Here is a 25,921-nt window from a genome sequence, read left to right on the forward strand (position 1 = left end):
GACGAGGCAATCCGTCGCAACCCGTACACGGCGACGGTTAGCGTCCGTTAACCATGTGACGCGCAGGCTACGTACCGCATTCGGGGATTCTCAATGGCCAAGACCGCCCGCAATCCGCGCGCCGACATCATTTCGCCAATCGCGGTCGCGAAACCTCGCCTGCCCCTGGCCGACGCCATTCTTCCCTATCTTCGCCGCATCGACACCGCCCGCTGGTATTCGAACTTCGGCCCGCTGGTGCAGGAGCTGGAAGAGCGCCTGGCCCATCGATTCGGCCCCTCCGCCCTTGCCGTCACCTGCAGCAACGCCACCCAGGGCCTGACCCTGACCCTCAAGGCCCTCGGCGCGACGCCGGGAACGCTGTGCGCCATGCCGTCCTGGACCTTCGTGGCCACGGCGCACGCGGCCGTGCAGGCCGGGCTGATGCCCTGGTTCCTCGACGCCGACCACGACAGCTGGATGCTGACGCCGCAGACGCTGGAAGCGGCCCTGCCCCGCGCGCCCGGGCCGGTCAGCGCCGTGATCATCGTCGCCCCGTTCGGGCGCATGCCCGACGTCGCCGCCTGGCTCGATTTCCAGGACCGCACCGGCGTGAAGGTGATCCTCGACGCGGCGGCCGCCTTCGACGCCGCCAGCGACGCGCGCCTGCCGACGGTCGTCAGCCTGCACGCCACCAAGGTCCTGGGCATGGGCGAAGGCGGCTATGTCGTCACCGACGACCCGGCCCTGGCCAGCCGCCTGCGTCGCCTGACGGGTTTCGGCTTCGAAGGCTCGCGCCTGTCGCAGCACGCCGCCACCAACGCCAAGATCAGCGAGTACGCCGCGGCCGTGGGCCTGGCCGCTCTCGACGCCTGGCCGGGCGACCGGCTGCGCTGGTTCACCGCCGCCCAGACGCTGCGTCAGGCCCTGTTCGCCTCCGACCTGAGCTTCCAGCCGGGCTGGGGCCACGACTGGACGACCAGCGTCTGCGTGGTCGGCACGCCGGACGGCGCCGCGCCGCGGCTGGCCGCCGCCCTCAAGGCCGCCGACATCGACACCCGCCAGTGGTGGGGCGACGGCTGCCACGCCTCGCCCGCCTTCGCCGAGTGCCCGCGCACCGACCTGCCCAACACCGAGCGCCTGGCGCGCTCGACCCTGGGCCTGCCGTTCTACATGGACCTCGACGCGGCGGACGCCGCGCGGATCGCCGACATCCTCAAGTCGGCTGGCTGAGCCGCCAGTCGGCGCCGGTCGCGGCGAACAGCCGGATCGCATCGGCCAGCCGGCGTCCTTCGGCGCGGGCGCGGGTCGACCGCGCGCCGCTCAGCGCCCGCTGGGCGTCGATCACCTCCAGCATCGTGCCGCCGCCGCGATCCACGGCCAGGCGCGCCAGGCGCAGGCGTTCGCTCGCCTGGGCCTCGACGCGGTCCTGCGCCGCCAGGCTGGCCTCGTCGGCCGATAGGGCCGCCAGCGCATCGGCCACCTGACCGAAGGCGCTCAGCACCGTCTGCTGGTAGCGGGCCGAGGCGACGCGGGCGGCCGCCCTCGCCTGCTCGCGCCGCGCCTTCAGCGTTCCGCCGTCAAACAGCGGCGCCGTCAGGCCCGCGCCCACGTCCCAGCCGCTGGCGTCGTAGCTGAAGATGTCCTTCGGCTTCAGCGCGCCCTGGGTCAGCGAGGCGCTGAGCTTGAGGTTCGGATAGAGGTCGGCCGTCGCCACGCCGATATCGGCGGTGGCCGCATGCAGCTCAGCCTCGGCCGCCAGGATGTCCGGACGCTTACGCACCAGGGCGGACGGCAGGACGACGGGCACGGGGGCCGACAGCTTCAGGGTGTCGAGCGTGAAGGCCGGCGCCGTCCAGTCGGCCGGGGCCTTGCCGACCAGCAGGGCCAGGGCGTGACGGGCGGCCGCCAGTTCGCCTTGCAGCGGCGGCAGCTGCGCGCGGTCCTGCTCGAGCTGGGCCTGGGCCGAGACGCCGGCCAGGCGGGTCGCCCCGCCCAGGGCGTCGGCGCGGCGCACCAGGGCGATGTTGGCCTCATCGTCGGCGATCATCTGTTCGACGCTGGCGATCTGGGCCTGGAGCGTGGCGATGGTCGCCGCCTGCAGGGCTATATTGGCCGTCAGGCTGAGATAGGCCGCCTCGGCGCGCCGCCCTTCCGCCTCGGCGCGGGCCGTCGCGCCCTCGATCCGGCGCTTCTGGCCGCCCCAGAGGTCGAGGTCGTAGCCGACGCCCGCTCCAACCGAATAGAGGCTGAAGGTCGGGTTGCTTAGCGTGATGTCGCCGAAGCTGGTGAAGCCGAAGGCCTGGAGATTGGCGCGCTCGCGGTCGATCCCGGCATTGGCGCTGACCTGCGGCCCGGCCTGGCCGCGCGCGGCGGCTAGCGCCGAACGGGCCTGCGCCAGGGTGGCGTCGGCCTCGACCAGCGAGGGGTTGTCGGCCAGGGCCTGGCGGATCACCGCGTCGAGTTCGGGCGAGCCCAGCGCCGTCCACCACGGGCCGACGCCGGCCTGGTCCAGCGTGGCGGCGGCGGCCGGAGTGGCCTCGTCCTTGGCCAGGTAGCCGGCCGTCTTCGGAGCTTCTGGCGCCTGGAAGTCCGGACCGACGGTGGTGCAGGCCGAGGCGAGCGCGGCGAGGCTGATCGCGCCGGCGAGGGCGGCCAGGCGGGAGGTCTTAGTGGTCGGCGACATGAACGGTCTCGCCCCCTTTGGCTTTCGGGGTTCGCATGAGCAGGATGAGCGGTGAGCAGGCCACGGTGATGACCAGCATCAGGCGGAAGTCGTCGAGATAGGCCAGCATCGAGGCCTGGCGGTTGATGACGCCATTGAAGGCCGCCATGGCGCTGTGGGTCAGGAACACGCTCTTGGCGTAGGCCTGGTAGAGGGGGTTGTCGGGCCGGGCGTGCTCGACCAGCACGGCGTGGTGCTTCTCGATGCCGCTGACGAACAGGGCCTGCATGATCGAGATGCCGGCCGCCGAGCCGATGTTGCGCACCAGGGTGAACAGGCCCGCGCCCTCGGCCCGCAGCTCCGGCTTCACCGTGGCGAAGGCGATGGTGCTGAGCGGCACGAAGATCAGGCCCGTCCCCGCCCCCGACAGGAAGCCGGAGATGATGATCAAGTGGGTGTCCATGCCCAGGCTGAAATGGCTCATCTGCCACAGCGACACGATGCTGACGGCCATGCCGATCGCCAGGATCAGCTTGATGTTCATCCGCCCGACGAGCTGGCCGACGGCGAACATGGCGATGAACGAGCCCAGGCCCCGGGGCATCGAGACGAGGCCCGTGAAGGCCACCGGATAGCCCAGCAGGGTCTGCATCATCGGCGGCAGCAGGGCCAGGGTGCTGTAGAGCAGTATGCCGATGAAGAAGCCGAAGAAGCAGCAGGTCATGAAGTTGGCGTCGGCCAGCAGGGCGCGCGAGACGAACGGCTTCTGCGCCGTCGCCAGCTGCACGGCGAACACCCACAGCGAGATCCCGCAGACGATCAGGTAGGTCCAGATCTCGGCCGAGCCGAGCCAGTCCTGGCCCGGTCCGCGGTCGAGCATCAGCTGGAAGGCGCCGATGGCGATGGCCAGGCTGGCGAAGCCCAGGATGTCGAAGCGCTTCTTCTCGGTTCCCTTCTTCTCGGACAGGAAGAAGAACACCCCGCAGAAGGCCAGCACCCCGACCGGCAGGTTGATGAAGAACACCCAGCGCCAGTCGAGATTGTCGGTCAGCCAGCCGCCCAGGGCCGGGCCGAGGATCGGCCCCAGCACCGCGCCGGCGCCCCAGACGGCCATGGCCTGGCCGTGGCGCTCGGGCGGGTTGATGTCGAGCAGCACCGCCTGCGACAGCGGGATCAGCGCCGCACCGAACAGGCCTTGCAGCAGCCGGAACAGCACGATCTCGACCAGGCTGTTGGCCACGCCGCACAGCATCGAGGCGATGGTGAAGCCGACGATGCAGACGTTCAGCACCATCTTGCGGCCCAGGCGCTCGGTCATGAAGCCGGTCAGCGGCGTCATGATCGTGGCGGCCACGATGTAGGAGGTCAGCACCCAGGTGATCTGGTCGGCCGAGGCCGAGACGCTGCCCTGGATGTGCGGCAGGGCGACGTTGGCGATCGTCGTGTCCAGCGAGATCATGATCGTCGCCAGCATCACCGAGACGGTGATGGGCCCGCGGTTGGCGACGTCGCGATCGTGGCCGGAAAGGGCCCGCGCGGCGTTCATCCCTGGCGGCCCGAGCGGACGTCCACCGTCGCCTTGGCGCTGAGGCCCGCGCCCAGATTGCCCGGGACGGCCTCGTCGAGGATCAGGCGCACGGGCACGCGCTGCACCACCTTGACCCAGTTGCCGCTGGCGTTCTCGGCCGGCAGCAGGGCGAAGCTGGAGCCGGTGCCGGGGCTGAAGCTGGCCACGTGGGCCTTCAGCGGATGGTCGTAGGCGTCGACCTTGATGCTGGCCGGCTGGCCGACGCGCATGTGGGCCAGCTGGTCTTCCTTGAAGTTGGCCTCGACCCAGGGCTTGCCCGAGATCAGCCAGAACACCGGCTGCGAGGCGGTGACACGGGCGCCGACCTGCAGCTGCTCGACCTTGGCCACGACGCCGTCCGCCGGGGCGACCACGGCCGCGTAGGAGCGATCGAGCCTGGCGCGCTCGAGGCGGGCCTGGGCTTCCAGCACCTTGGGCTGGCGCTCGGTCGGGGCGTCGGGCGAGCCGCCCAAGTCGGCCAGAGCGGTGGCGATCTGCTGGCGGACGACGCCGATCTGGCGCTGGGCCTGGTCGGCGGCGTGGCGGGCCTCGTCGGCCTGGGCCTGGGTGGCGACGCCGGCGGCCGCCAGGTCGCGCTGGCGGGCGGCCTCGCGCTTGGCGTAGGCGGCGGTCTCTTCGGCGGCGGCCATGTCGGCCAGGCGCTGGCCGTAGACGGCGCGGCGGGCCTGGACGTCGTAGCGGGCCTGGGCCAGGGCCGCCTCGGCCTCCGACACGGCGACCTGATAGTCGGCCGGATCCAGGCGGAACAGCACCTGGCCCTTCTTGACAGTCTGGTTCTCGCCGACCTCGATGCCGACCACGCGGCCGTCGACGCTGGCGCTGATGGCCGTGCGGCTGGACTGGATATAGGCGTTGTCGGTGGTCTCGGACTTGCCGCCGGTCAGCACCACGACGCCCACGCCGGCCAGCACGACCAGCGGAACGCCGATCATCAGCGGCAGGCGCAGCCGCTGGCCCAGCGTCTTGCCTTGCACCTTGCCTGGCCGCTTGCGGGCCGCATCGGCCTCGGCTTCGGCGATGGCGTCATAACCTTCAGCGTCGCTCACGCGCTGCTCCACGTCTCTTCGAGTTGTCGGGAATCGCTAGGTCCGTTCGATCGCGAACCTTGAGCGGGCAGATAGGACTCCACCCATCATGAGTGAAATGATATCTCTTCACGTCAGCCATGAACGCCTCGAATTTCAGAACCGCCGACCTCAATCTCTTCCGGGTTTTCGTGACCCTGCTGGAGGAGAACAACGCCACGCGCGCCGGTGAGCGCCTGGGGCTTTCGCAGTCGGCCGTGAGCCACGCCCTGCGCCGCCTGCGCGAGATGGTCGGCGACGACCTCTTCGTGCGCGGCCAGACCGGCCTGCGCCCCACGCCCCGCGCGCTGGAGATCGCCGAAACCGCCCGCACGGCGCTGAAGCTGCTGGAGACGGCGGTCCTGGCCCCGCGCTTCGACCCGGCCGTCGACCAGCACGCCTTCAACGTCGCGGCCGGCACCTACATCACCTACGTGCTGGGTCCGCTGATCGCCGAGCGGGTGATGGCGGTGGCGCCCAACGTCCAGGTCCACTTCCGCAATCTCTACGCCGGCATGACCGAGGACCTCGACACCGGCCGGCTCGACATGGTCATCGGCTGTTTCGAGGCCGTGCCCGGCCGCTTCACCCACACCCGGCTGTTCGACGAGAGCGGCGTCTGGGTGGCGCGGATCGGCCATCCGGCGGTCGTCCAGGGACTGGACCACGCCGCCCTCGCCCGCCTGCCGCGCCTGGGCGTGACAGGCGGTAACGACGATCCCGATCGCACCTCGGCCGGCCACCTTGGCCTGCGCCGGGTGACCTCCTGGGGCGAGCGCTACGGCCTGGGCGAAAGCCCCGACCCGTCGTTCTCGGTGCAGGACTCGTTCAGCGCCCTGAACATGGTCAGCCGATCCGACATGATCTGCATCCTGCCCCGCCGCCTAGCCCAGACCGCCGCCGAGCGCGGCAAGGTGGTGATGATCGAGCCACCCAACGCGCCGCCGCCCACGCCGTTCGGCGCGGTGATGCGGGCCAGCGACGCCCCGGACTCGCCTAACGGCTGGCTGCTGGAGCTCTGCCGCGAGGCTGGCGCGCTGCTCTGAGGCCTTGAGCCGGCTTCTCGACCGGCGTCACCGGCAGCCCGATCAGCTACCCCTGAGATATTTCGAAATACAATTGCGAGTGATTTGCAATCCCATCCTCCCCTCGCTATAGCCTGCCGGACGCCGACACCGTCGGCGTCCGGATTATCTGGCGCCGCTCTCCCTTTGCGTGATCGCAAGCGGCGCAACCAAGGGGTGGCCCATGTTCCTGAAGACCACGCTGCTGGCGAGCGGCGCTTTCCTGGCGCTCGCCGGGCCCGCTCTCGCGCAGACGACGACCGACGACACCGACGTCGAGGGCGTGGTCGTCACCGGCGCCTACACCGTCAACAGCCGCATCGACACGGCGACGGGCCTGGGCCTGACCCTGCGCGAGACGCCGCAGTCGGTCACGGTGATCACCGCCCAGCGCATCCAGGACCAGAACCTGTCGACGATCGCCGACGTCGTACGCAACACCGCCGGCGTCTCGATGGTCGAGGTCGACGACGTGCGCAACGTGTTCAACGCCCGCGGCTTCGAGATCAAGAACTACCAGATCGACGGCGTGCCGCTGTCGTGGAGCCTGGCCGGCGATAGCGGCGAGACCGTCGCCGACGTGTCGATCTACGAGCGCATCGAGATCGTGCGCGGCGCCACCGGCCTGCTGACCGGCGCCGGCGACCCGTCGGCCTCTATCAACCTGGTGCGCAAGCACGCCGACTCCCGCGAGTTCAAGGGTTCGGTCACCGGCTCGCTCAGCAGCTGGGACCGCCGCCGTCTCGAGACCGACCTGTCGGGCGCGATTAAGGACGGCGCGATCCGCGGCCGCTTCGTGGCCAAGTACGAGCAGGGCGACACCTATTTCGACCGCCAGACCACCGAGAAGCACGTGCTCTACGGCGTCGTCGAGGCCGACCTGACCGACACCACCCTGCTGCGCGTCGGCGCCAGCCAGCAGGTCACCACGCCGAACGCGGCGTTCTGGGGCTCGCTGCCGAGCTTCTACACCGACGGCACGCGCACGAACCTGCCGATCTCGACCAACACGGCCGCCAACTGGTCGTACTGGGACACGACCAACACCAACTACTTCGCCAACCTGACGCACAGCTTCGCGAACGGCTGGAAGGTCTCGTTCAACTACAACCGCATGATCAACGAGCAGGATTCCCAGCTGCTCTATCTCTACGGCACCATCGACCGCACCACGGGCGTCGGCCTGGCCACCTGGCCCTACAAGAGCAAGGGCGAGACCACCCAGGACAGCTTCGACATCCAGCTGCACGGCGACTACTCGCTGTTCGGCCGCGAGCACGACTTCACCGTCGGCGCCCTGCGCAGCGTCCAGAAGTCGGACGTGGTCTACTACCAGGCCGGCGGCGCCAACGCCTTCCTGCCGGCGACCAGCATCTACAGCTGGGACGGTAACTTCCCGCAGCCGACCTTCGCCACGACGCCGACCCAGTACACCGACAACGAGACCGAGCAGAGCGGCTTCTTCGCCGCCACCCGCCTCAACGTCACCGACGCCCTGAAGGTGGTCGGCGGGGCGCGGATCTCGGCCTGGAAGCGCAGCGGCCTGAACGGCGGCACGCAAGAGAACTACTCGTCGGACAACGTCGTCATTCCCTATGTCGGCGTGCTCTACGACCTGACCCCGACGCACCGCCTCTACGGCAGCTACACGGAAATCTTCCAGCCGCAGAACCTGCGCGACGTCAACGGCACGGTGCTCGATCCGGTCACCGGCAAGGCCTATGAGCTGGGCCTCAAGAGCGCGTTCTTCGGCGACGTGCTGCAATCGACCATCGCGGTCTTCAAGATTCAGCAGGACGGCGTGGGCCAGGCGACCGGCCAGTTCGTGATCGGCAATCCGACCGAGCAGGCCTATGCGCCGGCCGACGGCGCCGAGAGCACCGGCTTCGAGCTGGAACTGCTGGGCCGGGTCACCCCCAACTGGAAGGTCAGCGCCAACTACGCCCAGTTCGAGGTCGAGGACTCGAGCGGCGCCAAGGTCAACACAGACCAGCCGCGCAAGAGCTTCTCGCTGTTCACGACCTACGAGTTCAACGGCGCGCTTGACGGCCTGACCGTCGGCGGCGGCGTCAACTGGCGCGACACCATCTACTCGGTCACCGGCTCGGCCCGGATCGAGCAGGAGGCCTTCGCTCTGGTGAACCTGATGGCCCGCTACGAGATCAACGAGAACCTGTCGGTGCAGGCCAACGTCGATAACCTGTTCGACGAGACCTACTACAGCCAGATCAGCTATTTCAGCCAGTACCGCTACGGCGCGCCGCGCAACTACACGGTCGCCCTGAAGTACGCGTTCTGATTACTGGGAGGCGGATGACGCCTCCCGCATGATCCAGTCGAAGAAGCCGCCGGGTTCGCCCCGGCGGCTTTTTTCGTGTCGGCGATGTCGGCAAGGCGAGGCGGCCGGCGTCCTTGGCCAGCGGCCCCGCGGCCGCGGGAGACAGCGGGATGTCCGACGCCATTCTCTGCTATCAGATGCGGGACGACGCTGGCGCATCTGGCTGCGCATCTGTTTTGGGAGCAGAGGGTCGCCGGCCCGACCGGCGTTGTGGAGCCGACCGATGACCGATCCCGACTGGATCGACGCCGCCCTCGTCTCGGCCCGTCCCCGGGCCATGGCCGCCCTGCTGCGCTATTTCCGCGACCTCGACACGGCGGAAGAAGCCTATCAGGACGCCTGTCTTCGCGCCCTGAAGTCCTGGCCGCAGAAAGGCCCGCCGCGCGATCCGACCGCCTGGCTGATCCTGGTCGGGCGCAACAGCGGCGTCGACGCCGCCCGCCGCCGGGGCCGTCAGACCGCCCTGCCCTCCGACGAAGTGCTGACCGACCTCCAGGCCGGGCTCGACGACGCCGAGGCCGCCGCGGCCGAGCGGATCGACGGCGCCGACTGGCGCGACGACATCCTGCGGCTGCTGTTCGTCTGCTGCCATCCCGACCTGCCGGCCACCCAGCAGATCGCCCTGGCCTTGCGTATCGTCTCGGGCCTGTCGGTGCGCCAGATCGCCCGCGCCTTCCTGGTCGGCGAAGCCGCCATGGAGCAGCGGATCACCCGCGCCAAGGCCCGGATCGCCAAGGGCGACGTCCCGTTCGAAGCCCCCAGCCTGACCGAGCGCGCCGAGCGGCTGCTGGTGGTCATGGCCATGGTCTATCTGGTGTTCAACGAGGGCTATTCGGCCGGCGGGGCCGAGGCCGACGCCCGGAGGCCGCTGTGCGACGAGGCGATCCGCCTGTCGCGCCTGCTGCTGGTCCTGTTTCCAGGCGAGGCCGAGGTCATGGGCCTGACGGCGCTGATGCTGCTGCAGCACGCCCGCTCGCCCGCCCGGCTCGACGCCGACGGCCTCGTGGTGCTGCTCGAGAACCAGGACCGTTCGCTGTGGAACCGGGCGATGATCGACGAGGGCCTGGCCCTGCTCGACCAGGCCATGCTGCGCCGGGATCCCGGCCCCTACCAGGCGCAGGCCGCCATCGCCGCCCTGCACGCCCGCGCCGAGCGCCCCGAGGATACCGACTGGGCCCAGATAGACCTGCTGTACGCGGTGCTGGAGCGCATGACCCCCTCGCCCGTCGTCACCCTCAACCGCGCGGTCGCCGTCTCCAAGGTCGCCGGACCGGAGGCCGCCCTGGCGATGATCGCGCCGCTGGAGGAGCGGCTTGCGGGCTATTTCCACTTCCACGGCCTGCGCGGCGCGCTGAATCAGCAGCTGGGCCGCGACGACGACGCCCGCGAAGCCTTCGGACGCGCCATCGCCCTGGCCGGCGGCGCGGCCGAGGCCGTCTACATCCGCCAGCAGCTCGATCTCCTTCAGACCGGCCCCGAGAAAAATCGCGGGCGAGTGTCGGAAGCCTGACGGTTCGAACGTCCTCGTCGCGAACGGCCCGGCAAGGGCCTCGCCTTCAAGGGAGTTTCCGATGCTGAAGATCATCGCCGCCGTCGTCGTGCTGGGCCTGGCCGCCTTGCTGATCGCCGCCGCCCTGCGTCCGCCGACCTTCCGCGTCGAGCGCTCGATCCTGGTCAGCGCCCCGCCCGAGGCCGTGCTGGCCCAGGTCTCCGACTTCAAGGCCTGGCGCGGCTGGTCGCCCTACGAGACCCTCGACGCCGACCTTTCGCGCACTTACGCCGGTTCAGATCGCGGCGTCGGCGCGACCTATGCCTGGGCCGGCAGGAAGGCCGGGACCGGGCGCATGCGCATCGATGAGGCCACCAGCCACCAGGTGCGCATCGCGCTCGACTTCGAAAAGCCCTTCAAGGCCAGTAACACCGCCCTCTTCACCGCTGTTCCCGAAGGCGACGTCACCCGCGTGACCTGGTCGATGTCGGGCCCCGCGCCGTTCGTCTCGCGGCTGATGGGCCTGGTGTTCAACATGGACAAGATGATCGGCCGCGATTTCGAGACGGGTCTGTTCAATCTCAAGACCGTGGTCGAGCGTTCATAATCCGTCGTCGCCCAAAGACCCGTCGCCCCAGGAGTCCGACATGGCCCGTTTCCTCCTGCTGAAGTTCGAACCGTCTTCAGAGCCGCGGGTTTTCCCCGGCGACCAGGAGGCGAGCCATCCGGCGGCCCACAAGGGCGGCAAGGAAGGCGGCGAGGCCTCGGCCGGCGACAGCGCCGCCGATCGTTCGGCTTCCGCCAGGAAAGCTGCGGCCACCCGCAAGCGAAACGCCGAGCAGCACGCGCATCGATGAGCCGCGCGGCTGAAAGCTCTCTTAGAAAAACTGACGCGCTCGAATCCATACTAATCCAGTAGTGATTTCTCAGCGCCGTCTTCCTCCCCTTTGGCGGCGCCGAGCGGAGCGCCGCCCCGCCAGGACTTCACGGACGGCTCCCGTGTCCTGGTCCCGTCCTTCGGGGGAAGGACTGGGGCGGCGCTCACTCTTGGACTCGCTCTTCCACCCCTTCCTTGCGCTTTGACGCACGGCGGCCCGCCCGAGGCCGCACAGGCCCCGCGAAGATTGACTTTGCGGCGATTGCGCCTATTTATCCCCACCTTCGGAGCAGGTCTGGCGAATCCGCGCCGCCCGCTCGCCCAAGCACGGGCGGCTCCGAGTTCAGACCAGCGTGAAATGACAGAATTCTCCGATCTCGGGCTCTCGCCCACGACCCTTCAAGCGGTCGCCGACACCGGCTACACGACCGCCACTCCGATCCAGGCCCAGGCGATCCCGGTCGCCCTCGCCGGCCAGGACGTCCTGGGCATCGCCCAGACCGGCACCGGCAAGACCGCCGCCTTCACCCTGCCGCTGATCGACAAGCTGCAGTCGGGCCGCGCCAAGGCCCGCATGCCGCGCGCCCTGGTCATCGCTCCGACCCGCGAGTTGGCCGACCAGGTCGCCTCCAGCTTCGAGAAGTACGCCAAGGGCACCAAGCTCTCGTGGGCGCTGCTGATCGGCGGCGTCTCGTTCGGCGACCAGGAAAAGAAGCTCGATCGCGGCGTCGACGTGCTGATCGCCACCCCGGGCCGCCTGCTCGACCACTTCGAGCGCGGCAAGCTGCTGATGACCGGCGTGCAGTTCCTCGTCGTCGACGAAGCCGACCGCATGCTCGACATGGGCTTCATTCCGGACATCGAGCGCATCTTCAAGATGACGCCGCCGAAGAAGCAGACCCTGTTCTTCTCGGCGACGATGCCGCCGGAAATCACCCGCCTCACCAAGCAGTTCCTGAAGGATCCGGTGCGGATCGAGGTCGCCAAGCCGGCCACGACCAACGCCAACATCACCCAGCTGCTGATCAAGGTGCCGTCCTCGGACCCCAAGGCCAAGCGCCTGGCCCTGCGCACCATCGTCGAGAAGGCCGCGCCGGAAACCGGCATCGTCTTCTGCAACCGCAAGACCGAAGTCGACATCGTCGCCAAGTCGCTGAAGGTGCACGGCTTCGACGCCGCCGCCATCCACGGCGACCTCGACCAGAGCCAGCGCATGAAGACCCTGGCGGCCTTCCGCGACGGCTCGCTGAAGATCCTGGTGGCCTCCGACGTCGCCGCCCGCGGCCTCGACATCCCGGCCGTCAGCCACGTCTTCAACTACGACGTCCCGCACCACGCCGACGACTATGTGCACCGCATCGGCCGCACCGGTCGCGCCGGCCGCTCGGGCGTCGCCTACATGCTGGTCACCCCGGCCGACGACAAGGGCTTCGACAAGGTCGTCAAGCTGATCGGCTCGACACCCACCGAAGAAGTCATCGACGTCGACTACAGCGACGCCGTCACCGTGCCGCGCGAAGGCGACCGCCGTCGCGGCCGCAGCGAGCGTCCGGGCCGTGAACGCGGCGAGCGGAGCGAGCGCGGTGAACGCAGCGGCCGCGGCCGTCGCGAACGCGCCGAGGCCGCTCCGGCCGAGGGCGAAGTCGTCGAAACCGTCGCCGTCGCTGTCGAGGCCGCTCCGGAAGCGCCCGTCGCCGAGCGCCCCGAACGTTCGGAGCGTCCGGAACGCGAGCGCAAGCCGCGCCGCGAACGCACCCGCGACCGTGAGCGCGCCCCCGCCGCCGTGGTCGAAGCCGCTCCCGTCGAGGAAGCCGCTCCCGCGGCCCGCCCGTCGCGCGAGCGTCCGCCGATGCCGGTGCGCGGCGTCCAGCCGGTTCGCGCCCGCGACGACGACGACGATCGCCGCGTGGTCGGCTTCGGCAACGACATCCCCGCCTTCCTGCTGCGGGCTCCGCCTCGCCTGGCCAAGGTCGAGGACTGACGAACCGCCCATTCGGGCGTAGAGTGGCCGGCGTGCTCCACGGAGCCGCCGGCTTTTTCTTTGTTTCCTCGACGGTTCCGCGCGTTTGCCAAGAACGAGCAAAAAGCCCGGAGGAACCGCCATGGCCAATTTCACGCCGTCCCAATCAGACGCCGACCTGCTGACCCACGAACGCACCTACCACGCCTTCAGCGTGCTGATCCGCTGGTGCGTCGTCGCCCTGGCGGTCGCCATCACCACCCTGACCCTGTGGTTCGCCACGCCGGCGGGCTTCTTCGGCGGACTGATCACGGGCGTCGTGCTGGCCGTGGCCGGCTATTTCGCGGTCATCCGCCACGAGGCCAAGCAGCCGCTGGACCTGTGGACCGAGGGACGGTGAGGAAATTCCCTCTCCCCTTGCGGGAGAGGGTGGCCCGCGAAGCGGGTCGGGTGAGGGGTCGAAAGACCTCTACGCCGCAAGCAGCGGTCAGGCCGGATGAGGTCTTTCAGTTCTGAGAGACCCCTCATCCGTCGGCTATCGCCGCCACCTTCTCCCGCAAGGGGAGAAGGATACTCGTCACCGCTTGATCTGCCCCGCCAGATACTTCCGGATCGCCGCGCCATAAGGCGGGCGCAGGGCCAGCATCGGACCGATGTCCTTCTTCAGCTGGTGGAACACCGCCTTGCGGTGGCTGAACTCGCGGAAGCCGTCGTGGCCGTGATAGGCGCCCGTACCGGCCGGGCCGACGCCGCCGAACGGCAGATCCTCCTGGGCGACGTGAAAGATCACGTCATTGACCGTGGCCCCGCCGCTGGTCGTGCCGTCCAGCACCTTCTCGCGCTCAGCATCGTCGGTCCCGAACCAATAGAGAGCCAGCGGCCGGGCGTGGGCGTTGACGTAGCCGATGGCGTCCTCGACGCGGTCATAGGCCTTCACCGGCAGCAGCGGACCGAAGATCTCGTCCTGCATCACCGTCATGTCGTCGGTGGGATCCAGGATCAGGGTCGGCGGCATCTTGCGGTGCTCCTGCTGGGCGAAGTCCTCGCCGGCCGGATTGAGTTCGACCACTCTGGCGCCCTTGGCCCGCGCGTCATCGACATAGCCCTTCACCCGGTCATAGTGCCGCTGGGCGACCAGGGCCGTGTAGTCGGGATTGTCCTTCAGGGTCGGGAAGCTCTTGGCGACCGCCGCTTTGGCCGCCTCGACGAAGCGCTCGACGTCCTCGGCCGGGGCCAGCACATAGTCGGGGGCCAGGCAGATCTGGCCGGCGTTCAGCGTCTTGCCGGCCATCACCCGCGCCGCGGCGGTCTCCAGATCCGCCCCGCGCGACAGGATCACCGGGCTCTTGCCGCCCAGTTCCAGCGTCACCGGCACCAGGTTCTCGGCTGCCGCCCGCATCACGTGGCGCGCCACCGAGGTCGCGCCGGTGAACAGCAGGTGGTCGAAGGCCAGGCCCGAAAACGCCTGCCCCACCTCAGGGCCGCCGGTGACGACCGCGATCTCCTCCTCGTCGAAGGCCTTGGCGAACATCGCCTTCATCAGCTCCGACGTCGCCGGCGTGAACTCCGACGGCTTGATCATCGCCCGGTTGCCGGCCGACAGCACCCCGGCCAGCGGCGCGAAGGTCAGGTTGATCGGGAAGTTCCAGGGACTGATCACGCCGACCACGCCCTTGGGCTGCCAGCGCACCTCGGCCTTGGCCCCGAACACGCCCAGCAGCGCCGGCGTGGTGCGTCGCTTCTCGGTCTTCATCCACTGGCGCAGATGGTCGCGGGCGAACTTCAGCGGTCCGATCGAGCCGGCGACGTCGGTCAGGGCCGTGGCGTCCTTGGAGCGCACGCCGAAATCGTCGCTCACCGCCTTGGCGATGTCGTCCTGGTGATCGACCAGAAGGCCGATGCAGCGGTTCAGCCAGTCGATACGCCGTCCGGCCGACGGCGCGCCGTCGCGCAGGTGGGCGGCCTTCTGCTTCTGCAGCACCGTCTCCAGGCCGGCCCGGACGGCCTCCGGACCAAGGTTGGCGGGGGCGTTCATGCGGCGTCTCTCCCGAAAACGGCCTCTCGGCTCATCTTATCAGCGTTCAGGATGCGTTGAAGTTGTGACCGGCGCAAGCGCGCCCGTCCGGCCTTAACCGCTCGTTTGAACTCTTGCGCTTATGTTTGGCGCGCAAGCGATCGGCCTCGGAGAAACCGGGACCGAACGGGGGAATGAAAGATGTCGGACGTCGAGACCACGCTGCGCGGCCCTGAAGCCTACAAGATCGCCCGTCGGGCCCTGGACCTGATGGAGCGTCATCAGATCTGGCCGACCGCGCTGAACTTCGAGCTCTGGACCCACTATGTGGCCGATCCGGACGGCGCCCTGGCGCGCGAGATCACCCGCCTGATCTCGATGGGCGAGCCCATCACCGAGATGCTGAGCGAAGAGCTGGCCGCCGCCTATCTTCCCAAGGCCCGCCTCAACGAACAGATCCGCGACGCCGGCGACCTGCTCTCCAAGGAGCTGGAATCGGTCTCGAAGGCCATCCAGAACGCCCAGAAGACCAACGCCGCCTTCGGCAAGACCCTGGCCGGGGTCTCCAAGGACCTCGACGGCCCGACCGCCGTCGAAGGCATCAAGGCCGTGGTCACCAGCCTGGCCGCCGCCACCCGGCAGGTCGCCAAGGAAAACAAGGCGCTGGAAAACCGCCTGGCCGAGTCCACCGCCGAGGTCGACCGCCTGCGCGAGCACCTGGAGCAGGTGCGCCGCGACGCCACCACCGACGGCCTGACCAACCTGGCCAACCGCAAGGCCTTCGACGAAGAGCTGGAGCGCGCCTGCGCCGAGGCCGACGAGGCCGGTTCGGCCATCTGCCTGGCCGTGCTCGACATCGACCACTTCAAGGGCTTCAACGACACCTGGGGCCACCAGACCGGCGACCAGGTCATCCGCTACGTCGCCAGCGTCATCGGCCGCGTCGCCGCCCTGCCCCGCTTCGCGGCCCGCTACGGCGGCGAGGAATTCGCGATGATCTTCCCGGGCGAAGCCGCCACCGTGGTCAACGCCACGCTGGAAGAGATCCGCGTCGAGGTCTCCTCGCGCATGCTCAAGCGTCGCTCGACCAACGAGGACCTGGGGGCCATCACCCTGTCGTCCGGCTTCGCCGAGCGGCGCAAGGGCGAGACCGCCCACTCGGTCATGGAACGCGCCGACACCGCGCTCTACGCCTCCAAGCGCAGCGGCCGCAACCGCGTCACCGCCGCCGAGACCCAGCAGGAATCGGCCAACGCGGCTTAAGAACAGAACACGCGTTCTTCTCCAGAGAACCGCGTCCCGGAGCCCGTCGATCCCACCGGATCGGCGGGCTCTTTCTTTTGGCGCAAGCCCTCTTGCGTTCCCCCGGGGCATCCGCGCCTAGCTTGCCTCCAGGCGCGAAAAGACGCCCGGAGGATGTGATGGCCTACGAGAAGATCCGGCTGGAAACCGAAGGCGGCGTGGCCGTCGTCACCCTTTCCGATCCCGCCACGCTCAACGCCGCCAGCCCCGAGGTCGCCCGCGAACTGGCCCACGCCTTCGGCGCGATCGCCGCCGGCCAACTCGAGGCGCGCGCGGTCGTCCTCACAGGCGAAGGCCGCGGCTTCTGCTCGGGCGCCAACCTTTCGGCGGGCGCCACCGCCGGCCGGCCGATGGACGCCGACGGCAAGCCCGACGCCGGCGCGGCGCTGGAAAGCGTCTACAATCCGCTGGTGACGCTGCTGCGCGACTTCCCGCTGCCGATCGTCACCGCCGTCAACGGCCCGGCCGCCGGCATCGGCTGCTCCCTGGCCCTGCTCGGCGACATCGTGGTGGCCGCCGAAAGCGCCTATTTCCTGCAAGCCTTCCGCCGCATCGGCCTGGTGCCCGACGGCGGCTCGACCTGGCTGCTGCCGCGCCTGGTGGGCAAGGCCCGGGCGATGGAGATGATGCTGCTGGGCGACAAGATCCCCGCCGCCAAGGCCCTGGACTGGGGCCTGGTCAACCGCTGCGTCCCCGACGCCGAGCTGATGCCGACCGCCCTGGAGCTGGCCCGCGCCCTGGCCGAAGGCCCGGCCTCGCTGGGCGCGATCCGGCGGCTGGTCTGGGACAGCCTGGAGAGCGACTGGATCGGCCAGCTGCACGCCGAACGCCAGGCCCAGCGCGCCGCCGGCAAGACCGAGGACTTCATCGAAGGCGTCTCGGCCTTCCTGCAAAAGCGCCCGGCGACCTTCAAGGGGCGGTGAGGCCGAAATGGAGGGCGCGGATGGTCGAAACCGCCCGCGCCCCAGTCGCCTAGCAATCAGTACTTCAGCCTGAACCCCACCGACATGCTGCGCCCGGTCGAGCCGTAGTTGGTGACCAGGTGGTTGGCGTCGTAGGCCCAGCGCTCGGTCTTCTGGTTGGTCAGGTTCAGCGCCTCGATGTTCAGGGTGATGAACTTGTTGACCGTGTAGGTGGCCGAGCCGTCGAGGTTGAAGGTGGCGTTGGAGCCGCCGAAGTCGTTGACGTAGGGCGAGGAGCAATCGCCCGGCGCGCAGGTGCCCGAGGCCAGCGGATAGGTCGTGTAGTAGGCCGCGCGATAGGCGCTCGACAGGCGGGCCGACCACTTGTCGGCGTCGTAATAGACCGTGAAGTTCACCGCGTCGGGCGAGGCGCCTAGCCAGGGTCCTTCGACGATGCCGTCGGCCTTGTCGGGGTTGAGGATGTAGCCCAGCTTGGATTCCAGGTGGGTGTAGTTGGCCTGGACGCCCAGCTTGTCGAACGGCGCGGGCAGGAAGGTCAGGTTCTGCTGGTAGCTGAACTCGACGCCCGAGATCCGCCCGCCGGGCGCATCGACGTACTGGCGGATGGTCCAGTCGCCGTCGGCGGCGATATAGGCCAGCAGCGCCGTATTGGTCAGGGCGTCCTTCACCGAGGCCAGACTGTCGCTGTCGAGCAGTTGGCTCAGCGGCCCCGAACGCGTCACGTTCTGCGGGAAGCTGCTGATCTCCTTGGTGAAGATCGCCGCCGAGAACAGCGCCCCCGGCGCGAAGTACCATTCGAACGACAGGTCGTAGTTGGTGGCCCGGAACGGCTTGAGTTCAGGATTGCCCAGGGTGATCGACGGCAGCGAGCTCGACGGCAGCGAGGTGCTGAGCGACGAGATGCCCGGCGACAGGTTGGCCAGTTGCGGCCGCGCCATCACCTTGGCCGCCCCGAAGCGCAGCAGCATGTTGTCCTTCAGCTCGTAGGCCAGGTTCAGCGACGGCAAGAGGTCGTGGTACTTGTTGGTCGCCGTCAGAGCTCTGGCCGAGGTCGAGTAGCCGTTCGATTCCAGCTCGGTCAGGGCGTAGCGCACCCCGACATTGCCGCGCAGGGTGCGGTCGAAGAGGCCGCTGCGGAAGTCGAACTGGTTGTAGAAGCTGGTGTCGGTCTCGGTCACCGAATAGGCGTTGCCGGGGTTGGACTTCGACGACAGTCGCCAGTCGCCCCACTTGTTCACGCAGTTGCAGTCGAAGCCGAACAGGCTGCGGAACTTGTCGATGTCGGGCACGATGAAGCTGGTCGGCGTGCCGGAAGAGACGTCCAGGCCCGCGCCCCAGTTCACCAGCTTGCTCATCGCCGCCGTCGTCGTGCCGGCTTCCAGCAGCGTCGGGTTCAGGGTCTCGGTCGACAGGCGTTGGTACTGAGCCGTCGTGAACTGATAGACGCGCCGGGCGACGCCGCCGCTCCAGGTCAGGTCGTCGTCGATGTCGTACTTGAGATCGACCTTGGCGGTCTCGTAGCGGTTGTCGACATAGCGCTCGTAGTGGCGCAGGGCCGAGAAGCCCTTGACCGTGTCCCACTGGGTCGGGTCGGCCACGTTGAAGCCGAAGTTGAGGATCGGCATCGAGCCGCCGCCCCGCTCGTCATAGACCACCCCGTCGGCGTCCATGTGGTTGAACTCGACCAGCAGGCCGGTGTTCTGGGTGCGCGAGCGCGACAGGCCGTATGTGGCGTTCAGGGTGAAGCGGTCGCTGAACTCGTGGGCGACGTTGAACGAGGCCTGCTGGAAGGTGGTGGTGTAGTAGCTCTCGTCGGCGGCCGAGCGGACGTCGACATTGTCCATCACCAGATAGTCGGCCTGGTTGGCGTCGTTGACGTGGGCTTCCAGCACCTGGGTGGCCGGCCGGCCGACCAGGGCCTGGATCGCGCCCAGCACGCCCGCCGTCCCCGTCTGCCCGTTGTAGCCGTACTTGTAATAGTAGTCGTAGGGCTCGAGGTTGTTGGGATTGTAGCTGTAGCTCGTGCCCGACACGAGCGAGGAGCCGTAGAGGTCCGTGCCGCAGTCGATGGCGTCGCGATAGGCCGTGCCCGTCTGGCTGGTGCAGTACGGCAGGATCTGGCGCTGCACGCTCGCCGGCGCGGTCGAGGCGTTGTAGGTCGAATAGGTCTTGCCGCCCGAGGTCACCGTCTTGGTGTTGTTGCGGTTCAGGCCCACGGTCTGCAACTGGTAGTTCGTCTGGTCCTGCCACAGGCGCGAATAGACCAGATCGGTGGTCACCGTGGTCTTCGGCGTCGGCCGCCACTGGAAGGCCGCCGTCGCCCCGATCCGCTCCTGTTGCAGTTCGGCGTGGTTCAGGGTCGCAAGCGCCGGGATCACCGTCAGGTCGTTCATCTGCGCCAGGGCGTTGGCGCTGGAGCCTTCGGCCACCGTCGCGAAGCCCGTGGCCGTCGTCGTCGCGCCAGTGTGGGTGGCGTTGCGGTACAGCAGGTCGCTCTGGCCGGCCTGGCGCTGGTAGCTGTCGATGGTCTGCTTGCGCGAATTGTAGGCCAGCGAGAACAGCGCCCCGAGGTCGCCGATCTTGGTGTCGTTCCAGCGGTCGGAGACGAGGCCCGCGATGCGCGGCACGTGATTGCCGCCGTTCTCGTAGTAGGAATCCTGGATCGACAGGGCCAGGCGCCGGCCCTTGAAGTCGAACGGCCGGCCGGTCTGCAGGTCGACCGTCGCCCCCAGCGAGCCCTCGTCGGTCTCGGCCGAGGCGGTCTTCTGAACCTTCAGCGAGTTGAACAGCTCCGAGGCGAAGGTGTTGAAGTCGAAGCCGCGCGAGCGGTTGGGGCTGGTGCCGGAATCGGTGGCCGCCGCCGTCGACAGGGCCTCCAGGCCGTTCAAGCGCACCCGGGTAAAGTCGCTGCCCAGGCCGCGGACGGTGATGGTGCGCCCTTCCCCGTTCTCGCGATCGATCGACACGCCCGGCAGGCGCTGGAGGGATTCCGCCAGGTTGGCGTCCGGGAAATCGGCGATGTCCTCGGCGTTGATGGCGTCGACCATCACGTTGGCGTTGCGCTTGACGCTGATCGCGCTCTGCAGGGCCGCGCGGTAGCCGGTGACCACCACCTCCTCGACGGCGGTGTTCTCGACGGACTGGCCCGAGGCCTGAGCCGCCTCTTGAGCGTGAGCCGCCCCGGCGCTCAGAGCCAGCACGGACGCGGCCGCGCACAGACGCGCCGCGGCGCGACGTTGGAATGTCGTTTGAAGCATGATGCCTCCCCCTCCCTGTCGTTTCCTTCGGAGGAGGCCCGTGTGATCCGCGCCGCCCTCCGGTCGCCGCCCAGAAGCGGTAACCGGTGTCATTATCGGCGAGGCCTCTTTGGCCGCGGATTTCGTCAAATTGCCAAAGAGCGTCGTTAGGTGTCGACGACGCATCGAGACGCTAGGCGGCGGAACAACGAAGGGCGGCCCGCTCGCGCGGACCGCCCTCGAAAGACGCCCGAAAATTCAGGCGCAAGAATTTGATTTCAAAGCGCTATCAATACTGCTTGTAGCTCTTTTCCTCGAAGATCTCCGAACCGCTGAGGCTGTTGATCTGGCGCTTCACGGCGGCGCGCTTGTCGTTGTCGAGATAGACCCGACGGGCCAGCTGGATGAACTCGGGACCGAAATCCTGGGTCCGTTCGCAGGCCCGCTTGCCCTCTTCGATGTCCCAAAGCGCCGCGTTGATTTCGGTCAGTTCCGCCGTCAGGCGGTCGAGCTCGGCGCTGGGCGTCAGCTTTTCGGCGGCGATTCCCTCCAGCAGGGCCAGTTCCTTGCGGACATTGGCCTCCTTGGCCGGATCACCGATGCGCACGGCCTTCACGCGCAGGATGGTGATCTTGTCGACGAGCTCGCCGGCGGAAATGGGGGCGAGGATGGACATCAGGAAACTCCGGCGATCAGGGTGTCGAGGGCGGCCTTCACGACATCGGTCGGAAGTGCGGCCATGCCCTCTCCGTAGTCCTCGGCGCATAGCACCTCAAGACGGCGCGCGGCAGGCCGGAACTTGACCGCCTTGCGGCGATTCAGTTGCAGCGACAGCAAGGAAGCCCCGCCGGCCGCCAGCATATGTCCGGGGCCGGCGTCATTGGCGACCGCCGCCGCCAGCCGCCCAGCCAGGGCGATGGCCAGCAGCGGCCCCTTCACCGAGGTGAAGCCGTCGCCGCGATCGGCCTCGGGAAACAGGGCCCCGGGAACCTCGGCGCGGGCGATCGCCGCGTCGGCCGCCTCGTCGGGCCCGAAGAAGAACACCGGCGTGCGCCCAGCCGCCTGCTGGTCGCGTGCGAGATCGAGATAGCGTTCCAGCGGCCAGCGCTTTTCCTGGCCGCCGGCGCCGGGCGCGAGACCCACATAGACGGGGCCTTCCGGCAGCAGGGCCTTGGCGGCCGAAAGGGCGTCGGTCTCGGTCAGGGTAAGCGGCCGCAAGGCGCCCTGCCCGTCGCTCGCCAGGGCCAACAGCCGCGCCAGCCGGTCGACCACGGCCGCCGGCCAGTCGCTCTTGCGGGCTTCCATCGCGGCGGAAACGAACCGCCCCTTGGCTGCCCGACGCGCGACGAGGCTGCGCCGCAGGTTCTCCTGGGTGTCGATGACCAGGTCGAAGGTCCGGCCGCCGAACGGCCTGACCCACGGCAGCACGTCCAGCGCGCCCGCGCCGGTGACGCCGTCCTTGAGGATCTCGTCGACATAGCCGGCAACGACGCGCTTCAGCGGGCCGTCATAGACCGTCTCGCCCTTGGCCGCGCACCAGGTGACGCGCGCATCGGGAAAGGCCGCGCGCAGGCCGGCCACGAAGGGCAGCTTGATCAGGCCGTCGCCGATCACCTCGCCCATGGAATAGATCAGAACCGTCTGGACCATGGCCGTGCATGACCGCGCCCGCCCCGATCGTCAATCTTCAGGGCGTATGTGAGCGTTTACTTGCAATCCGCTCGATCTGATGTAACGTCGGTCTCATGAGCGCCAAGCCCCGCATCGAACGCGCCGCCCTCGAGGTCTTCGCCGCCCAGGGCGTCGACGCGGCCACCACCAAGCTGATCGCCGCCCGCGCCGAGGTGTCGGAGGGCGCGATCTACCGTCACTGGAAGAGCAAGGACGAGCTGGCCATCGGCCTGTTCATGGCCGCCCACCGGCGGCTGTCCGAACTGATCGAGGCCGAGGCGAGCGCCGTCCACGGCGTCGAGGCCAAGGCCGGCGCCATCGTCCGCGCCTACTGCACGGCGGCCGACGAGGACTGGACCCTGTTCTCGTTCCACCTGCTGCAGCTGCACCACTTCCTGCCCTACTATCAGGAAGACGGCCGCGACCCGGTCACCCTGGTCGAGACGATCATCAAGCACGCCATGCTGAAGATGGAGCTGCCGCCGGGCGACCCGCGCGTCATCGCCGCCATGGCCATCGGCGTCATCACCCAGACCGCCCAGAACCGCGCCTACGGCCGCCTGGGCGAAGACCTGCTCTCGGCCCACGCTCCTTTGATGACCGCGGCGGTCCTCGCCGTGCTGAAAGCCCGATAACCCTTAGGACACCCGAACCATGCGCAGCGCGCTGTTCAACGCCTACTACTGGGTGCTGTCGATCTTCTACGGCCTGTCGGCGGCGCTCTCAGCGCTGCTGCCGGGCCGCCGGCCGGTGACCTTCGCCCTGCGGCTCTACAGCAAGCGCATGCTTTGGGCCCTGCGGGTCTTCGCCGGGGTCGAGGTCGAGCTGAAGGGCCAGGAAAACCTGCCGAAGGGCGCCTTCATCATCGCCGCCAAACACCACAGCTGGGGCGACGGCTTCGTGATGTTCGCCAATCTCGACAATCTCAGCTTCGTCACCGGCGACCACCTGGAGAAGTTCCCGCTGCTGGGCGGGATCCTCAAGAAGTTCGGGGCCATCGTCGTCGACAGCTGCGGCGGACCGGAAGCCCGCGCCGCCCTCTCCAAGAGCGCCGCCCAGGTGGCCGCCGAGGGCCGCCGCATCCTGATCTATCCTGAGGGCCACCTGGCCGCGCCGGGCGAGCGCTTCCGCTATCGCACCGGCGTCTATCACATGAGCCAGGACTTCGGCCTGCCGGTGGTGCCCGTCGCCACCAATCTCGGCTGCTTCTGGAAGCAGCAGGAAAAGAAGAAGACCCCCGGCCGCGCCACGGTGGAGTTCCTGCCCGCCCTGCCCCAGGACCTGCAGAAGGTCGAGTTCATGAAGCTGCTGGAAAACACCGTCGAAGGCCGCACCAACGAACTGATCGCTGAGGCCACCGGCCAGCCCGTGAGGGCCTCGGTGCTGGTCGATCCGCCGCGCAAGAAGCCGGCGGCCGACGCCGAACCGCTGTCGGCCTGACGCCATGCTGGGGCTGGCGACCATCCTGCTGCTCCAGGGCGTGGCGACCTTCGCGGCCATCGCCATCGCACGGGCGACGGGGGCGGAGAAGCGGCGATCCCTGCTCCTGCTGATCCTTCCCGCTCCGATGCTGCTCGGCCTGGCCTGGGGCCTCCTGTTCAAGGCGACACCGGACTCGACCTTTCCGCGCCCGACCTGGCTCATCGACATCGCCTGCGCGATCCCGCTGTCGATCCTGCCGGCGACGGTGGTCGTGGTTGTCTACGCCCGCAAGTTCCGCCTGCTGGCGGCCACGTTCGGCCTGCTGCAGACGCCCTTCACCCTCGTCGTCGGCTTCTTCTCGGCCATCCTGGTCAGCGGAGTCGCTCCATGACCCTCAATCCAGCCAGGACCCCTATGGCCGCCAGCTTCCGCGCCGCCCGCTTCGCCGCCTTGCTGCCTCTGCTCGCCCCGATTCCCGCCGCCGCCCAGATCACCAAGGCCGTGATCCCCACGGAAACGGGCTTCGAGCCGCATTGGTGGCCCGAGATCACCGCCCCGGCGGGGTGGAGCGCGCTTGACGACCTCAGGCACGAGAACAACTGCAAGGCTCTCACGCCGGCGGGCCAGACCTTCAGGGACGCTCCGGCGGTCATCTATGCCTGCGCCACTCGGCGGAACGGCGACGCCGACGACCTGGCGGGGTTCCTCGAGCAGGACCAGGCCAAGTTCCTGGCCGACGATCCGGGCCTGAAACTCGAGCGCCTGCCGGACATGGCGACCGCCGTCGGCGACCCGCTGACGCTCTACCGCCAGACGCCTGGCAAGGGCGCCAACTGGGAACTCGTCGCCTATGGCCAGGAGACCGACGCCGACGGCCAGACCTTTTTCCTGACCTTCGTGCTCAGCGCCCGCTCGCCGGAAGCGCTGGCCAAGAGCCAAGCCGCCTACCGGACGATGGTCGCCGCCTATCGCTAGAAGGAGGCCGACATGCTGGCCAACCTGCTGACCGCGCTTCGCCTGCTCGCCCTGCCCTTCCTGGCCTGGGCCGTTCTCGCCGACGCCGGCTGGATCGCCGTGGCCCTGTTCCTCGGGGCGGGCCTGACCGACGTGCTCGACGGCTGGGTCGCCCGGCGCTTCGGCCAGACCTCGACGTTCGGAGCGATGTTCGACCTGCTGGCCGACCGGCTGCTGACCCTGGTCAGCCTCGCCGCCCTGATGGCGGCCGGCGCCTTTCCGGGCGCCTGGATCTCGGTTCCGCTGCTGCTGATCGCCCGCAACTTCTTCGTCGCGGGCCTGCAGCAGGCCCAGCCTGGACGCGACTTCAACTTCCCGCCGCTGGAGCACCCGAAGATCGCGCTGAACTTCCTGGGCGTCGGCCTGCTGCTGGCCCCGCTCGGCGCCCAGACGGCCGGCCTCTGGACCCTGGCCGCCAGCGCGGCGCTGTCAGTCGTGACGTTGGCGATCTATGCGCGCCGAGCCGCGCCCGGCTTCGTCGGCGCCGAAAACCCGGCCAGCGCGACCAGCAGCCCGTCCCAATGACGATCAGCGAAGGGCGAAGGTTGCGATCAAGAGCATGATGGGGACCAGAGGCGCGCAATATCCCCCCGTCGCCAGTTTTCGACGGCTCCGCGCAACGCCGAGAAAACAACAGATGGCGCCGCCCATCGCCACGGTTGGCGTCAAGATCAGAGCCAAGGCGAAGGCCGGGCCCCGGCTCGCACTCAGATCGACGCCCGGAACCAGCAGCATGGCGATGATCAGCGCTGGCAAGCTGAACAGAAGCCAGATAACGCCGAAAACGGCCGCCATCCCGCGCCAGAACTGACTGCTTGCCGCTATGGTCTTGGCCAACGGCCTGTTCGCTTTCTCGCTATGGCCGTCGGCCTCGCTTGATCCAGCGATCAAGCCCTTCGATCGTCTACAGCGTCACGCCTCGGAGGGCTCAGGCGCCGGCTGAATGGTCACGCTCTCGCCGCAGCCGCAGGCGTCGGTCTCGTTCGGGTTATGGAACACGAACTTCGACGACAGCTTGGTGACCTCGTAGTCGATTTCAGTGCCGATCAGGAACAGCACCGCCTTCGGTTCGATCAGGATGGTGACGCCCTTGTCCTCGACGACCTCGTCGATCGGCCCCTTCTCCTTGGCGTATTCGAAGACGTATTCCTGGCCCGCGCAGCCGCCGTTCTTCACGCCAACGCGCAAACCCGCATAGGGCTGGTCGGCCCTGTCCATGATCTCCTTCACGCGCGCGGCCGCGGCCTCGGTCAGGGTGACGACCTTGGGGCGCGGGCGGCGCGGACGGGTGGTGACGGCGGCTTCCATGGCGGGT

General features: G+C 68.7%; 24 protein-coding genes. 15 read left to right on the plus strand and 9 right to left on the minus strand.

The annotated features are described in order from the left end of the window. Nucleotides 1-93: 93 nt before the first annotated feature. The gene (locus AC07NG_RS20580) at nt 94-1,212 is read left to right on the plus strand and encodes a DegT/DnrJ/EryC1/StrS family aminotransferase (RefSeq protein WP_494596052.1); all 1,119 of its coding nucleotides are present in this window, start codon (nt 94-96) and stop codon (nt 1,210-1,212) included. Here the strand turns inward: AC07NG_RS20580 and AC07NG_RS20585 are convergent. Genes AC07NG_RS20585 through AC07NG_RS20595 form a run of 3 tightly spaced genes read right to left on the minus strand, consistent with a single transcriptional unit; the run spans nt 1,196 to nt 5,278 of the window. Further along, nucleotides 1,196-2,665, minus strand: a complete 1,470-nt coding sequence (locus tag AC07NG_RS20585; protein ID WP_494596054.1) for an efflux transporter outer membrane subunit — start codon at nt 2,663-2,665, stop codon at nt 1,196-1,198. The two genes, AC07NG_RS20580 and AC07NG_RS20585, sit on opposite strands and share 17 nt — an antisense overlap. After that, nucleotides 2,649-4,190, minus strand: coding sequence for an MDR family MFS transporter (locus AC07NG_RS20590; protein ID WP_492855415.1), 1,542 nt, complete (start codon nt 4,188-4,190; stop codon nt 2,649-2,651). Before AC07NG_RS20590 ends, AC07NG_RS20585 begins: the two co-directional genes overlap by 17 nt. After that, nucleotides 4,187-5,278: an HlyD family secretion protein gene (locus AC07NG_RS20595; RefSeq protein WP_494596056.1), complete on the minus strand. Its 1,092-nt coding sequence runs from the start codon at nt 5,276-5,278 to the stop codon at nt 4,187-4,189. Before AC07NG_RS20595 ends, AC07NG_RS20590 begins: the two co-directional genes overlap by 4 nt. Before the next feature lie 119 nt (nt 5,279-5,397). Between AC07NG_RS20595 and AC07NG_RS20600 the strand changes: the two genes are divergently transcribed. The 7 genes from AC07NG_RS20600 (at nt 5,398) to AC07NG_RS20630 (ending at nt 13,424) form a co-directional block, all read left to right on the plus strand. Beyond that, nucleotides 5,398-6,342: a LysR family transcriptional regulator gene (locus AC07NG_RS20600; protein ID WP_494596057.1), complete on the plus strand. Its 945-nt coding sequence runs from the start codon at nt 5,398-5,400 to the stop codon at nt 6,340-6,342. A gap of 202 nt (nt 6,343-6,544) precedes the next feature. Further along, nucleotides 6,545-8,659: a TonB-dependent siderophore receptor gene (locus AC07NG_RS20605; protein ID WP_492855419.1), complete on the plus strand. Its 2,115-nt coding sequence runs from the start codon at nt 6,545-6,547 to the stop codon at nt 8,657-8,659. 262 nt (nt 8,660-8,921) lie between these two features. After that, nucleotides 8,922-10,208 carry an RNA polymerase sigma factor gene (locus AC07NG_RS20610; protein ID WP_494596058.1) on the plus strand — a complete coding sequence of 429 codons (1,287 nt, stop codon included), beginning with the start codon at nt 8,922-8,924 and terminating at the stop codon, nt 10,206-10,208. Between the two features lie 61 nt (nt 10,209-10,269). Further along, complete coding sequence (locus AC07NG_RS20615) at nt 10,270-10,794, plus strand: SRPBCC family protein (protein ID WP_494596059.1); 525 nt, start codon at nt 10,270-10,272, stop codon at nt 10,792-10,794. 40 nt (nt 10,795-10,834) lie between these two features. Then, on the plus strand, nt 10,835-11,044 hold the full coding sequence (locus tag AC07NG_RS20620) for a hypothetical protein (protein ID WP_494596060.1): 210 nt from the start codon (nt 10,835-10,837) through the stop codon (nt 11,042-11,044). 378 nt (nt 11,045-11,422) lie between these two features. Then, complete coding sequence (locus tag AC07NG_RS20625) at nt 11,423-13,045, plus strand: DEAD/DEAH box helicase (protein WP_494596061.1); 1,623 nt, start codon at nt 11,423-11,425, stop codon at nt 13,043-13,045. 121 nt (nt 13,046-13,166) lie between these two features. Next, nucleotides 13,167-13,424, plus strand: coding sequence for a hypothetical protein (locus AC07NG_RS20630; protein WP_487289380.1), 258 nt, complete (start codon nt 13,167-13,169; stop codon nt 13,422-13,424). A 177-nt stretch (nt 13,425-13,601) separates the two neighbouring features. On the opposite strand, the gene AC07NG_RS20635 is transcribed toward AC07NG_RS20630, so the two are convergent. Beyond that, nucleotides 13,602-15,059: a coniferyl aldehyde dehydrogenase gene (locus AC07NG_RS20635; RefSeq protein ID WP_494596062.1), complete on the minus strand. Its 1,458-nt coding sequence runs from the start codon at nt 15,057-15,059 to the stop codon at nt 13,602-13,604. A 180-nt stretch (nt 15,060-15,239) separates the two neighbouring features. Between AC07NG_RS20635 and AC07NG_RS20640 the strand changes: the two genes are divergently transcribed. Further along, entirely contained in the window at nt 15,240-16,301 is a 1,062-nt protein-coding gene (locus AC07NG_RS20640; RefSeq protein ID WP_487289383.1) for a GGDEF domain-containing protein, read from the plus strand. 158 nt (nt 16,302-16,459) lie between these two features. Then, entirely contained in the window at nt 16,460-17,263 is an 804-nt protein-coding gene (locus AC07NG_RS20645; RefSeq protein WP_494596063.1) for an enoyl-CoA hydratase/isomerase, read from the plus strand. A 56-nt stretch (nt 17,264-17,319) separates the two neighbouring features. Here the strand turns inward: AC07NG_RS20645 and AC07NG_RS20650 are convergent, their stop codons facing one another. From AC07NG_RS20650 to AC07NG_RS20660, 3 genes are all read right to left on the minus strand, one after another. Next, the gene (locus AC07NG_RS20650; protein ID WP_494596064.1) at nt 17,320-20,520 is read right to left on the minus strand and encodes a TonB-dependent receptor; all 3,201 of its coding nucleotides are present in this window, start codon (nt 20,518-20,520) and stop codon (nt 17,320-17,322) included. Between the two features lie 268 nt (nt 20,521-20,788). Further along, on the minus strand, nt 20,789-21,175 hold the full coding sequence (locus AC07NG_RS20655) for a DUF6165 family protein (RefSeq protein WP_492855428.1): 387 nt from the start codon (nt 21,173-21,175) through the stop codon (nt 20,789-20,791). Beyond that, nucleotides 21,175-22,149: a glycosyltransferase family 9 protein gene (locus AC07NG_RS20660; protein WP_494596066.1), complete on the minus strand. Its 975-nt coding sequence runs from the start codon at nt 22,147-22,149 to the stop codon at nt 21,175-21,177. The genes AC07NG_RS20655 and AC07NG_RS20660 overlap by 1 nt, the downstream gene beginning before the upstream one ends. Before the next feature lie 95 nt (nt 22,150-22,244). On the opposite strand from AC07NG_RS20660, the gene AC07NG_RS20665 reads away from it, so the two are divergent. The 5 genes from AC07NG_RS20665 to AC07NG_RS20685 are packed head-to-tail and all read left to right on the plus strand — an operon-like array spanning nt 22,245 to nt 25,131. Next, nucleotides 22,245-22,805, plus strand: a complete 561-nt coding sequence (locus AC07NG_RS20665) for a TetR/AcrR family transcriptional regulator (RefSeq protein WP_110119797.1) — start codon at nt 22,245-22,247, stop codon at nt 22,803-22,805. Nucleotides 22,806-22,824: 19 nt separating this feature from the next. Beyond that, on the plus strand, nt 22,825-23,610 hold the full coding sequence (locus tag AC07NG_RS20670) for a lysophospholipid acyltransferase family protein (RefSeq protein WP_492855431.1): 786 nt from the start codon (nt 22,825-22,827) through the stop codon (nt 23,608-23,610). Between the two features lie 4 nt (nt 23,611-23,614). Then, complete coding sequence (locus tag AC07NG_RS20675) at nt 23,615-23,983, plus strand: hypothetical protein (protein ID WP_494596068.1); 369 nt, start codon at nt 23,615-23,617, stop codon at nt 23,981-23,983. Further along, nucleotides 23,980-24,567 (plus strand): hypothetical protein, encoded by a 588-nt coding sequence (locus AC07NG_RS20680; RefSeq protein WP_494596069.1) that lies wholly within the window; start codon nt 23,980-23,982, stop codon nt 24,565-24,567. The genes AC07NG_RS20675 and AC07NG_RS20680 overlap by 4 nt, the downstream gene beginning before the upstream one ends. A 12-nt stretch (nt 24,568-24,579) precedes the next feature. Beyond that, complete coding sequence (locus AC07NG_RS20685) at nt 24,580-25,131, plus strand: CDP-alcohol phosphatidyltransferase family protein (RefSeq protein WP_494596071.1); 552 nt, start codon at nt 24,580-24,582, stop codon at nt 25,129-25,131. 3 nt (nt 25,132-25,134) lie between these two features. On the opposite strand, the gene AC07NG_RS20690 is transcribed toward AC07NG_RS20685, so the two are convergent. After that, on the minus strand, nt 25,135-25,443 hold the full coding sequence (locus AC07NG_RS20690) for a hypothetical protein (RefSeq protein ID WP_494596072.1): 309 nt from the start codon (nt 25,441-25,443) through the stop codon (nt 25,135-25,137). Nucleotides 25,444-25,518: 75 nt separating this feature from the next. Next, nucleotides 25,519-25,914, minus strand: coding sequence for a HesB/IscA family protein (locus AC07NG_RS20695; RefSeq protein WP_492855436.1), 396 nt, complete (start codon nt 25,912-25,914; stop codon nt 25,519-25,521). Nucleotides 25,915-25,921: the final 7 nt, after the last annotated feature.

It is taken from the genome of Caulobacter sp. GW821-FHT10C03 (assembly GCF_059415485.1).